Here is a 12,123-nt window from a genome sequence, read left to right as displayed (position 1 = left end):
TGACGTGGGCGTCAGGGCAAGGCGGTCAGGCGGGGGAACCGGCCTTGAGGTGGTCGGAGAGCACCTGGAGCGCCGTCCAGGCGGCGGCGTCGGTTCCGTCGCCCAGGGGGTAGTGGAGCGCCGGGGCGGTCGCCGGTCCGAGCTGCCGGGGCCGCACGGCCAGGGGCGGGCGGCGGGCGTGGGTGAGGCCGATGGTCCGTATGTCGCGCGCGCCGAGGGTGAAGGCGACGGGCAGGGGCGGGGGCTCCAGGTGGGGCGGCAGGGTGAGGTCGGCGCGGGCCCGGCGCAGGGTGGTGAGCATGGTGGTCAGGCCGTGTTCGGTGACCAGCTTCTCGGCCAGGGCCTCCAGGACGTCGAGGGGGACCTCGTCGGGGGCGGTGTACCCGAGGGTCAGGGTGGTGTCCTCGGCCACTCCTGCGGTGGTGCGGGTGACGCGGTGCGTGGCGATGGCGGGGCGTTCGGGGGTGCCGATGACGACGAGGTGGGCCGGTGCGGGTGCCCGGTCGCGGGCCGCCTCGGTCAGCTGACGGCGCGACCAGGGCAGGTTCACCGGCTCCGCGGTGCCCCAGCCGGCGGGGGGTGCGCCGGTGAGATGCCGCCAGGCGGCTTCGAGCGCGCCGCCCAGCTCCAGACCGGCGTCGGGCGCGTGCACGGTGCGGAAGGAGACGGTGAGCTGCCGGTGTCCGTCGGGCGTCACCCGCGAGGTGAACGCGTCGGCGGCCTCGGTGCCGAACGGGGCGAACGTACCGTCGCGCCAGGCGAGCCGGACGCCGGACAGGCCGTCGTGATAGCCGCCCGCGGGGTCCTGGACCACCCACCGGTTGGGGGTGCCGCCGAGCGCGGTGCGCAGCGGCAGCGTCAGCCGGACGTGCGGCGGGGTGACGAGGTGGAACGCGCGGTCCGACCGGGTCGTGGCGCGCAGGAGGTCCGAGAGCCACGCGGTGAGGGGGACGACGGGTCGGTCCGCCAGGACCACCGCCGTGGAGTCGGTCAGTACGTCGACGACGGGCAGGACGGGAGCGGAGGCCGCCGACGGGCGAGCCCCTTCGTCGGGCGTCGTCACGCGGGCGGTGTGGCCGGCCCCGGGCGGCCAGGTGGTACCGCCGAGGAGCATCGTCAGGCGTCCGCACACCGAGCCCGCGAGGGACTCGGCGGCGGGGACCGCCGTGGACGCCCGGGTCTCCGTCCACCAGTACGGCGGTGCGGGCACCCCGGCCGGCGAGCCGAGCAGACGCTCCGCCTCGCCGGGGGTGTGGACGAGCAGCGGGGCCTCCACCGAGACCAGCGGGCGTCCGTCCGCGGTGCAGAGCTGGAGGACCGCGCCGTCGTCCGTGGCGGTGAGGCCCAGCTCGGGTCCGCCCGCGTGCAGCGCGGCCAGCAGGGCACCGGTGTCGGGCATCTTCGGGGTGAGCGCGATGACGTCCTTGGTCACGCCGGTGCCTCCCCGGGCCGGCTCTCCGCCGCGAGGGCCGTCTGGACGAGCTGATGGCGGCGGCCCCGGCGCACCAGCGTGCCCCGGCCCGGCGGCTGCGCGGAGGCGTACAGACCGGGGAAGAGCTGGCCCTCCGTCCGGTCGCCCGTCATCACGAGTGCCGTGGCGCCGGTCTCGCGCAGCGCTGTCAGCACCGGGTCGTACAGGGCACGCGAGGCGCCCGCGACGCGGCGGGCGACGACGAAGTGGAGTCCGATGTCCTGGGCGGCGGAGATGTACGGCAGGAACGGCGCGAGGGGCTGCGAGCCCGCCGCGGTGAGGACGTCGTAGTCGTCGACCAGGATCACGATGCGCGGGCCGGTGAAGCCGGGCTCGTCGGTCATGGCGTCGGGGTCGACGGTGTCCGGGAGGCGCTTGGCCAGCTCGGCCTCGATGCCGGTCGCCAGCGCGAGGGAGAGCGCGGCGTTGTGCGCGTAACCGCCCCGGTACGGTTCCGGCACCGCGCGGCGCAGACCCCGCCGGGGGTCGAAGACCGCGAACACCAGCTCGTCCTCGCCGTACCGCTCGACGAGTGCGCCGGAGATCAGGCGGAGCAGGTTCGTCCGGCCGCACTCGTTGTCCCCGAGGACCAGCAGGTGCTGGTCGGTGCCGAACAGGTCCAGCACGACCGGGGCCAGGGACTCCTGGTCGACCCCGATCGGCACCGCGCGCGGCTCCTTGTCCGGGCCGGGCAGGCGCTGCGCGGGCAGGCGGGTGGGCAACACCCGTACGGGGGCGGCGGATTCACCGTGCCAGGTAGCCCGGATGGAACGTACGGCGGCTTCCAGGGCCGGACCCAGGCCGGTCGCCGAGGCGGTCGCGTCGAGCCTCGGCAGGGCGGTCTGGGCGAACAGCTTGCCGTCGGTGAGGGCCCGGCCGGGGATGCCCGCGGGCAGGGTCTCGGAGAGCTTGCGGTCCACGGAGGAGTCGGCGGGGTCGTTCAGCCGCAGCTCGATCCGGCTGCCGAACATCGACTGCGTGGCGATGCGTACGTCGTTCCAGCGGAGCATGCCCGCCACGACGTGGATGCCGTAGCCGCCACCCCGCTTGAGGAGGTCGGCCACCGGCTCGTCCAGCTCGGCGAACTCGTCCCGCAGCGCGCCGAACCCGTCGATGAGCAGCACCACGTCGGTGGAGCCCAGTTCGGGCAGTTCGCCCCTGGCGCGCAGGGCCCGGAGCTGGTCGACGGAGTCGATGCCGCGCTCGCGGAGGACCGCCTCCCGCTCGGTGAGCATGGCGCGCACCTCGGCGACCGTGCGGGCGGCGCGTTCGTGGTCGGCCCGGCCGGCGATACCGCCGACGTGCGGCAGTCCGGCGAGCGCGCCGAGGCCACCGCCGGCCAGGTCGAGCCCGTAGACCGCGACATCGCGCGGGGTGTGCGTGACGGCCAGCGAGAGGGCCAGGGTGCGCAGCAGCGTGGTCTTGCCGGACTGGGGACCGCCGATGACGGCGGTGTGGCCGCCGGCGGTGTTCAGGTCGTGCACCCATCTGCTCTGCCACTGCCGCGCCGGATCGTCCAGCACGCCGAGGGGGACCCTCAACGGCCCGTCCACCGAGGCGAGTCGCGTCCCCTCGCCCGACGCCCGTACCGGTCCGGCCGCTTCCGTGAGCGTCAGCGCGTCGGGCAGGGGCGGCAGCCAGATCCGGCGCACCGGCTGTCCGGCACCGGTCAGCCGGTCCACCACGACGGACAGCACGGTGGGCCCGGTCTCCCGCTCGCGGGAAGCGGCCGGCTGGTCCTCGCGTTCCGAACCGGCTTGTGCGTCCAGCGTGTTGTACGCCGGGTAGGGCCATGCCGAGGGCTTCTCGTCGGCCACCGCGTCCGGCCGGAGCGGCCCCCGGTACGCGCCGGAGACGAACCCGGCCTTGAAGCGCGTGTAGGTGGAGGTGTCGACCTTCAGATAGCCGAAGCCGGGCAGCGGCGGCAGGTTGAAGGCGTCCGGGGTGTCCAGGACCGTACGCGACTCGTCCGCCGAGAAGGTGCGCAGCCCGAGCCGGTACGACAGATAGGTCTCCAGACCCTTCAGCCTGCCACTCTCGATGCGCTGACTCGACAGCAGCAGGTGTACGCCGATGGAACGGCCGATCCGGCCGATGGAGAGAAACAGGTCGATGAAGTCCGGTTTGGCGGTGAGGAGTTCACCGAACTCGTCGATCACGACGAACAGATGTGGAAGGGGTTCGAGATCCGGGCGGGAGGTCTCGCGCAGCGAACGGTAGTGCCCGATGTCCGCGATGTTCCCGGCGTCCGCCAGGACCTGCTGGCGCCGCTTGATCTCGCCGGCCAGCGAGGTGTGGACGCGCTCCACCAGATCGGCCTGGTTCTCCAGGTTGGTGATGACACCCGACACGTGGGGCAGCCCCGCGAACGGTGCGAAGGTGGCGCCGCCCTTGTAGTCGACCAGCACCATGGCCAGGTCCTCGGGCGGGTGTGTCGTCACCAGCGCGAGCACGAGGGTGCGCAGCAGCTCGCTCTTGCCGGAGCCCGTCGAGCCCACGCAGAGACCGTGCGGCCCCATGCCGAGTTCCGACGACTCCTTCAGGTCGAGCAGGACCGGCCGGTGCCGGTCGTCCAGCCCGATCGGCACCCGCAGGAAGTCGCGCTCCCCGCGCGGCGCCCACTGCCGAGGCAGGTCGAGCGCCGCCGGGTCGTCGATGCCGAGCAGATACGGGAAGTCCACCGGCCCCGACACCGGGGCGCCCTCCGCGGACGACTCCGGGGAGAGCCGGAGCGGCGCCAGCATCCGGGCGAGCCCCTCGGCCTCGGCTTCGCCGACCGGGTCCAGGGTGCCGGCGACGCGTACGACCCGCTCGCCCCGCAGGTCCTCGACCACGACCCGGTCCTCGTCGACGACGATCCGCACCGCCACGTCACCGGGCTCCTGCACCTGCTCGGCGAGCAGGTGCAGGACCGTCACGCCCATGTCGGAGAGGGCCACGGCAGAGTCCGGTCGCGGGAGTTCGGCCGCGTTGTGCCCGTACTCGTCGCTCACCACGAGCAGACGGCTGCCAAGGGCGAGCGCCGTACGGTCGGCGAGACCGCGGCGCACCTCGGCCGCGTAGGAGGCGCGCTTCTTCAGGTCGGCGTCGAGGACCCGGGCCAACCGGGTCATGTCCGGCGCGATCCGGCGGGCGGCGACGGGGCCGTCGTCCGCGCCGGTGTCGAGGACGTGCGGCAGCCACTTGGCCCACTCCCACTCCGCCAGGCGCTCACCGGGCACACCGAGCCCCAGCGCCAGGTCGTCCGGGGCGTGGGTCACCGCGGCCTGCACGAGGAGCGCCCGCGCGACGCGCAGTACGCCCTCGCGGTCGCCGACCACGCTCACGTCGCCCACCCGGTCCAGCGGCACCGTCAGCGGATGGCCGGCCGACGTGGTGAAGCGGGCCTGGAGCGCGCGCGCCTCGTTGAGCATGAACGGGTCCGGCGGGGTGAGCACGCCGCCCGCCGTGTTCTGACCGACCACGATGTCCTGCACCGGCACATCGCCGACGCCCACCCGCACCCGCAGGAAGTCCGCGTCCGCGCGACGCCGTTCCCACAGCCGGGCCGGGTCGCGCAGCAGGTCGTACAGGGCCGCGGGCGGCGGGCTGAGTTCCCGGGCCGCCTGCCGACGGGCCCGTTCCGCCGCGCCGAGCTCCTCGCGCAGTTCCTCCAGGTACTCCAGATACCGTTCGCGCTGCACCCTGCGCTGGCGCTGGGCCTTGCCGCGCTGTGACAGGAACAGCGCCACCGCGCCCAGCAGCGCGATGACGAGCACGACCGCGCCGAGGCCCGCGAACTGGCTGGACCGGATGACGGTCATCATCACCACGGACCCCATGACACCGGTCATGGGCAGCAGCGCGGTGGCCGCGCCGCCCGTCTTGCCCTCGGGCAGGTTGGGCGGCGGTTCGATGGTCCGCGCCCCGGTCTCGGGCAGCGGGCGGGTGGCGCGGGCCGGCCGGTGGACCAGATGCTGCGTCAACGGACCCGCACCGCCCGCCCGAGAGCCTCCGCCGCCAGCCGCGTGGCCGCGCCACGGGTGGCGGACGCGAGCAGCTCCGCGCGGATGGGTCCGCCGGCCGCGAGATGCCGGTCGTAGGGCAGGTGCACGATGGTGACCCCTGTCTCGCGCAGATGCGCCGTGGCCGTCTTCAGATCGAGGTTCATGTCGGGTGTGCCGGAGGTGAGGGCGACGGTGGTGGAGGTGAGGGCGTCGTGCGGAAGCCGGCCCAGCCAGTCGAGGACGACCCGGGTGCCGTCCACTCCCTCGGCGGTGAGCGGCGCGACGACGACACGGGCATGGGCGGTGTCCATCGCGGCGCGGGCCACTTCGGCGGGCAGCGTCTCGCAGTCCACCACGGTGACGGCGAAGTACCGGCGCAGCGCCTGCGTCACCTTGAGGTAGACCCGTGTCTCCAGGGGCGCGCCGACCCGTCCCTGGCTCGCGGGCAGCAGCCAGCCGCCGTCCGGGACGGGCACCAGATAGCCGGTGATGTCGGTGAGCTGCATCGACGGGGTGAGGATGTGGGCGAGTTCGGCACACGACCAGCGCACCGACTCCGCGCCCATCCGCACGGGCAGCGTGCCGAGCGCGGCGTCCGCCTCCAGCGCCAGCACCGGGTCGTGCCGGTAGTGGTGGAGGGAGCGGGCGAGCAGCGCGGCGGTCGTCGTCTTGCCGACTCCGCCCCGGATCGAGGTCACGGCGATCACTCGGCCGGTCGTCACCGGCTGCTGCAGCTCCTGCGCGATCCGCGTCTCCTCCGCGACCTCCTGCGAGGCGGACGCGGTCAGCCGCCGCATCGCGCGCCCGGTGCGCCGGGTGACGGAGTCCCCGTGCTGCGGCTTGCCCAGGGCGACGGCGAGGCGGGGGTCGATGGTCGGGACGGACTCGGGGGTGGGGAGGGGTCGGGAGAGGGCGGTGGGGGCACGGAGGACGGGGGACGTGTTCGGCCGCACCTCCGTCGGCGGTGCCTCGGGTCCGGTGCTGCCGTCCACGGAGGTCTCGGCCGTCTCCGCTGCCGCTGCCGGGCTCGGCGGGGAGATGTCACTTCGCAGTTCGCGCAACACATCGTCCTGCCAGCCGTCCTGGGGCCGGGTCATGCCTGCCGCCTCCCGCTCACGCGAACGTGCCGAGCAGCCGCCCGTACACCCCGAAGACGCCCATCAGGAGCGGGAACAGCGCGATCACCCCGATGGACTCCGTCATGTCGCCGAGCCGGCGCAGCCGTACCCGTACATGTTCGGGCGGCTGGACGACGAGGACGGCGAGCGGTACGAGCGCCAGCGCCACCGGTACGGCGAGCGGAGCGGCCGTGTCCGACCGCTCCTGCCACACCCAGGCCAGCCGGAGCAGCACGGCCGAAGCGGCCACGAGCAGCGCCGCGACCTCGGGGACCAGGGGGTACGCCCGCGCCCGCAGGCCCAGTACCAGCGCGACGGCCATCGCGAGCAGCACCGTCCAGAGCGAGACCGTAAGCAGCGCGAGCGCCCCGGCGACGGCGGCGGAGGCCGCGGTCACGACCGTCGCCAGCGCGAGGCCCCGGTGCGCGGCGGCGAGCGCGGCCGACACCTGATACCGGCTCACGGAGACCCCGCCGGAACGGCGGTCGTCGAGCCCCGTGAGGCCCGAGGCCATCAGCGCGCACCTGGGCAGCAGTCCCAGCACGACCACGGACACCACGGCGAGCAGCGCCCCGGAGCGGGCGGCCGGCTGGAAGAGGAGGGCGGCCTCCCAGCAGACGCCACCGCCCGCGAGCGCGGCCGCACCGAAAAGTCCGGCCCGCCCGAGGGACGTACACCGGCCGAGCAGCAGCAGCGTTCCGGCCGTCACGCCCGTGACACCGGCGAGCCGGGCCGGGCCCGACCAGGCGTGGGCGTCCCCGAGAGTCCAGACACCGAAGACGCCGAGGGCACCGCCGGTGACGACGAGGGTGGCGGCGAGCCCGCGCGCTCCGGCCCGTCCGGCGACGGCCCCTGAGGCCGCGCCGAGTACGGCGAGGACGACCAGTGCGGTTCCCACGGTCTGTGCCGCGAACTCCTGCCGGGCGAGGGCGGACGCGGCGAGGGCCCAGGCGACCGTGGCGGCCCCGGCGACGACCCGTCGCGCGGCGGGGGTCCAGCGCCAGGCCCTAGCGTCGAGATCGTCGGCGGCCTCGTCGGTCACATCGTGGACGACGGGCGCCGAGGGGGCGTCCTCCACGCGCACGAGCCGCAGCACCGCGCCGTCGGCCACGGCCGCCGACTCCAGGGTGGCGTCCGGCTCCAGGACACTGCCGTCGCCGGCGACCAGATGCCGCGTTTGCGGTCGCGTACCGACCTGGTCGTCCAGCAGGCGCATCACCTCGGGAAGCAGCCGCCCGACCGGCTCCCGCGAAGGAAGGACCAGATCGACCCGCCGCCGCCCACCGACCAGAGTGACCCGGCTCAACGCCGGTCCCGTACGGCTCGATGTCCCCGTAGATAGCACGCGTTCGAACTTATCACCGAGTGGTGGTCGGCCCGGTGGGCGAGTGCGTGGCGGGCAGCACCCCTGAGGCCAGTCCGAGGGTCAGCTCGGCGCCGGCCAGCATGCGGGTGATCTCGATGGGAAGGTCTACGATCTCCCGAGCCACCGCTCGGAGCGGACCGAGTTGCCGGGTCTGCCCGTCTCGTCCGATGGCCTCGACGACATAGCGGTATCCGCGCGGTGCCGTCGGGTCGTCGGCGACATTCCACCGGGCGCCGTGCTTTCTGATGGCGTAGTCCGCGACGTACGACATCAGGTCGGCATGCAGGGTGATCCAGTCGGCCTGCTCGAACTCCTCTAGAGGGGCGCGCGAGACGTAGTCCTGAGGGGCGGGGACGAGACTCGCCGGTTCGGCTAGGTACACCTCGGGGGACACTCCGAGCACGTCCGCCAGATCAAGGACGTTGCGCCTCTCGCCGACGGCCCAGCTATGCAGGTCCGGTTCCACGTTCACTGCGGGGACGAGGTGCTGGTGGGGGCGGGCGCGGTGGTCGCGGGCAGTACCCGGTGCGACACGAACGACCACCCCACGCACCCGGCACAGAGCACGGCACCGATCACCAGCCCCGCGAACACCTTCCCCAGCCGCTCATCGACGGTACGCCGCTGCCGCTGCCCCCCGAACAACGCAGCATCTCGCAACCGCCGCCGCCGCACGGCAACGGATTCGAGAAGCTGACTGTCGTAGTCATGGGCCGACATGGGCAGGCTCCTTCCGGTGACAAGCCCTCAAGTGACACGAATGGCTGGTGTCGAAATCCAGGACGGCGTCCGACAAGGAATTCCCTCAGCCGTCTTTCAGCCGCCACTGACGCGTCGGCCTACCTTCTTCATCCCATTCGAAGTCGCCTCTGAGCGTGAGGCCGTCCTCGTCGAAGATCTTCAACGACGCCAAGACCCCGTTCGGGTGCCACTCTCGGTGTTCTCCGCGAGGCAGGCCACTGCGTACGAGACCTTCGGATCGGAGAGTTCCATCCTTGTACCATTCCTGCGACAAACCATTCAGCAATCCGTCAGCATAGGCATCCAAACTGACGAGCTTGCCAGCAAGATGTTCAGTCACCTCGCCCGTGAATAGATTGCCGCGATAAAGCAGTCGCTGCGCATCGTCCATATCAACGTCGGGGTCGTCGATGTCGATTCTAGGGATATCACTCATTAAGGAATCCAATTCTCGTCACTCGGCGGGTACCCGGTAAATCGCCCGTGGCTGCTAGGCACCCCCCTGAGCATGTGATTGCAGTTCGCACAGAATGGCGCCGACCTGCCTTGAACCCCCGTCACCCTGTCCGCAAGGTAAGGGAATACGACGGAGGCCCGCATCTCGTGCAGCGCTTCTTCACCGTCAGGCATGCCACGTTTAGCGCGCTCCCAGAGTAGCGCGTTGGCCGCCTTCACCTCCGCATGGCCCAGCGGATGGTCCTCGTGCGGAGGCTGCGCACGAATTTCCTCGTAACGGGCAGCCAGCGTCGGGTGGAGCTGATCGACGGGGATCACGTTGCCGGGCTTGCCATTAAGCCCTTCGACGACCTCACCCGTGCGCAAGTCGATCACGGCACCCACACACGCGCCAGCCTGCTTGCGCGGAAAGGTCCCGGCTTCCTTCGCTGCCAGGTAGGCCGCGCCACGTCGCTGGGACAACCCGTCGAGGTAATCACTGGCAGGTTGGCCGTCGACGTGTGTAATCAGGCCGTTCACTCGCCTCACTCGTGTCTCGGGGAGTTCAACGAGAATTTTATTGCCGTGACCCGGAAGGGGTGCGCTCTCGAGGTCCGCATGCATCGAATCCGGCGGATGTTCGTCACCGAGTGATGGATGATGGACGTGATGATGATCGAGAGAGTGTGGGCCGTCGCCGACTGACGGTTTGGATGAGGAAAAGTGTGAGCCGTCGGCGCTGCCGACACCGTGAGCAGCCTCGTCGCGTCCGGCATGGGCCTGCACAGCAGAACGTTCGCTCGACTCGGCGCCATGCGCCGAATGGTTGTCGTGTCCAGCATGGGCATGGACGTTCAGCCCACTTCGGTCATTGGCCGAGGGTTCCACCATGGCGTGGTCAGGGTTCTGGCGCACGCTGCCGTCCGCATTCAGTACGTGGCCGTCCTCGGTCAGGTAAACAGACCTGCCCCGCGCATCCACGTACTCAACAGCACTCTCCGGCACAGAAACCGGCCGCTCCCCCACCCCCACCGGATGCTCCGCCGGCGCATACCTCCCGCCCAGGTCGGCCATGTCCGCGTACGCGCCCGTGTGGAGGTTCTTCAGGGTGGTGAAGGTGTCGCCCACCCGGACGAAGGCGAACTTGGCGGCCTTGCCCGCGTAGGTCATCGGGTCGATGGCGCGGCCGACCTTGCCGGCGAGGGAGAGGGTGCGGGCGGCGGCGCCCGCCTTGCCCGCGCCGCTCACCGCGCTGCCCGCGCCCTCGGTGCCGACGATGGTCAGTACGTTGAAGCCGACCGCGCCCGCCGCACGGGCGGGGTTCGTCTTCCACTGGTCGTAGGCGATGAAGCCCTTGGCCGTCTCCTTGTACGCCTTCCGGGAGTCGCGCAGCCAGGACGGCTGCTTGTCCTCGGGCAGTAGCCACCACGCGCCCATCGTGACGCTGGTGAGCGCCGAGGCCGTGCTCAGCTTGGCCAGGTTCTTCCACGCCTCACCGGCCGCGTCCCAGCCGTCCGAGCCGAACAGGGTGCCCACGCCGTGGATCGTGCCGATGACGCCGTCCTGCCAGACGCCGTCCCACACCTGCTTGCCCTGGTGGGCCAGCCACGCCCACCCCTCGTACTCCCGCTCGGCGGGCGCTCCCCAGGGCGTCGCCTCGGCATGGTCGAGGTCCTCGGACCGGTAGCCGTACTTGTCCTTGCCGCCGGAGCCGTCGTCGACGCCCATCCGGGTGCCGCCGATCAAGGCCATGATCTTGTTGTAGGCGGTGCGTTCGGCGTCCTGGAAGGCGGCGACGGTGTGGTTGACGTCGTGCCACAGGTCGTTGTTGTGGTCGACCTTGTCCTGGTCCTTGCGCCAGTCGTCGTCACCGGAGACGGAGTTCACGAAGGCGGTGGCGTCGGACTTCAGCGTGTCCAGCTTCCTCGCCAGCGGCTGGACCTCGAAGCTGTAGTCCGACAGGGCGGTGGCGACCTTCTCCAGGTCGTCGGCGAACGCGTCGGACTTCTGCTTCACCGGAAGCGTGGTGGCGAACAACTGCTCCGCCTCCGGCGCCTCGTAGAACGCCGACAGCCCCTGGAACTCGGTGTGCACGTCCGCCCCGGAGGCGCGGAACTGGCCCGCGTCCGCCGTCAGCAGCATCACGTCGGTGTCCAGCGTGCCCAGGTCACCGATGAAGTGCGGTATGCCGGACGGGTCGATCAGCTTCGCGTCGTCGCTCATCGCTGCGGCCGGCCTCCCCCGTGGCCCCCGCCCTCACCGGGCAGGTCCACCTTCGGCTCCTTGGCCGCCTCCCGCTGCGCGTTCGCCGCCTGCTCCAGCGCCCCGGCGACATAGCAACGGGTCGCCTGATCAGCCCCGTCGAGGGACTTCGACGTGCGCTTGGCGATGTAGAGCAGGTCCCGGCCCCAGGCCTGCGCGAACTGTCCCAGCGCCGAGCCGACGAGCCCGACCGTACTGCTGTAGGGACCGTACTGGCTGGTCAGCGTGCCCGCGGCGGACGCCGCCTCCTCCAGGTTGCCCTGCATCGCGCTGCCCGTGTCCGACATGCTCTTCGCCGCGGTGCCGGCCTTGGACAGCACGCTGTACACCCCGGCCGGATCGACGTCCCACCCCGTCACGAAATGCCCCTCATCCCCGTACCCGTCGAGCACCTGCCCGACGGGCTCCCACCGCCGTGTCAGCCGATGTTGTCGACCGCGGCACGGGCCTTGGCCAGCGTGGCCTGCGCGGTGCCGTCGTTCTTCTCCAGCGTGCCGCGCACCAGTTGGATGATGTCGCGGACCTCGCCGGCGGCCTTGTGCCAGCGGACTTCCTTGCCGTGGTACTCGTCCGAGACCCCGTCGGCCTGGTAGTCGGCCATCGCGGCCTTCACCGCGCGCTCGCGCTCGCCGAGCACGGTCTCCAGCCGGCCGATGATTCCCTGAAGGCTGCTCTGTACGTCGCCGGAGGCGCCGGTGTCGTAGGAGCGGCGGTCCTGGTTGCCCATGTGCTCAAGTCCCCCTC

At 71.9% G+C, this 12,123-nt stretch carries 10 protein-coding genes; all 10 read right to left on the bottom strand.

Annotation, left to right across the window (positions count from 1 at the left end; translation table 11 throughout):
- Positions 1 to 25: 25 nt before the first annotated feature.
- Positions 26 to 1,432 (bottom strand): DUF6177 family protein, encoded by a 1,407-nt coding sequence (locus tag D0Z67_RS20320; RefSeq protein ID WP_031181281.1) that lies wholly within the window; start codon positions 1,430 to 1,432, stop codon positions 26 to 28.
- Positions 1,429 to 5,436, bottom strand: a complete 4,008-nt coding sequence (locus tag D0Z67_RS20315; RefSeq protein WP_031181280.1) for a type VII secretion protein EccC — start codon at positions 5,434 to 5,436, stop codon at positions 1,429 to 1,431. Before D0Z67_RS20315 ends, D0Z67_RS20320 begins: the two co-directional genes overlap by 4 nt.
- Positions 5,433 to 6,554 carry a nucleotide-binding protein gene (locus tag D0Z67_RS20310; RefSeq protein ID WP_031181279.1) on the bottom strand — a complete coding sequence of 374 codons (1,122 nt, stop codon included), beginning with the start codon at positions 6,552 to 6,554 and terminating at the stop codon, positions 5,433 to 5,435. The genes D0Z67_RS20315 and D0Z67_RS20310 overlap by 4 nt, the downstream gene beginning before the upstream one ends.
- 16 nt (positions 6,555 to 6,570) lie before the next feature.
- On the bottom strand, positions 6,571 to 7,881 hold the full coding sequence (locus D0Z67_RS20305) for an EsaB/YukD family protein (RefSeq protein ID WP_234312741.1): 1,311 nt from the start codon (positions 7,879 to 7,881) through the stop codon (positions 6,571 to 6,573).
- Between the two features lie 52 nt (positions 7,882 to 7,933).
- A complete protein-coding gene (locus D0Z67_RS20300) occupies positions 7,934 to 8,413 on the bottom strand; it encodes a hypothetical protein (RefSeq protein WP_131589675.1) in 480 nt (159 codons plus the stop codon).
- The gene (locus D0Z67_RS20295) at positions 8,410 to 8,661 is read right to left on the bottom strand and encodes a hypothetical protein (protein ID WP_031181276.1); all 252 of its coding nucleotides are present in this window, start codon (positions 8,659 to 8,661) and stop codon (positions 8,410 to 8,412) included. Before D0Z67_RS20295 ends, D0Z67_RS20300 begins: the two co-directional genes overlap by 4 nt.
- Before the next feature lie 85 nt (positions 8,662 to 8,746).
- Positions 8,747 to 9,118, bottom strand: a complete 372-nt coding sequence (locus tag D0Z67_RS20290; protein ID WP_078873302.1) for a toxin-antitoxin system YwqK family antitoxin — start codon at positions 9,116 to 9,118, stop codon at positions 8,747 to 8,749.
- On the bottom strand, positions 9,118 to 11,340 hold the full coding sequence (locus tag D0Z67_RS29950) for a YwqJ-related putative deaminase (protein WP_051887671.1): 2,223 nt from the start codon (positions 11,338 to 11,340) through the stop codon (positions 9,118 to 9,120). Before D0Z67_RS29950 ends, D0Z67_RS20290 begins: the two co-directional genes overlap by 1 nt.
- Positions 11,337 to 11,738 (bottom strand): DUF6507 family protein, encoded by a 402-nt coding sequence (locus D0Z67_RS20280; RefSeq protein ID WP_031181274.1) that lies wholly within the window; start codon positions 11,736 to 11,738, stop codon positions 11,337 to 11,339. Before D0Z67_RS20280 ends, D0Z67_RS29950 begins: the two co-directional genes overlap by 4 nt.
- 59 nt (positions 11,739 to 11,797) lie before the next feature.
- Positions 11,798 to 12,106: a pore-forming ESAT-6 family protein gene (locus D0Z67_RS20275; RefSeq protein WP_031181273.1), complete on the bottom strand. Its 309-nt coding sequence runs from the start codon at positions 12,104 to 12,106 to the stop codon at positions 11,798 to 11,800.
- Positions 12,107 to 12,123 lie beyond the last annotated feature (17 nt).

This window comes from Streptomyces seoulensis (assembly GCF_004328625.1).
Classification (GTDB): domain Bacteria; phylum Actinomycetota; class Actinomycetes; order Streptomycetales; family Streptomycetaceae; genus Streptomyces; species Streptomyces seoulensis.
This window is presented reverse-complemented; position numbering and strand designations above follow the sequence as displayed.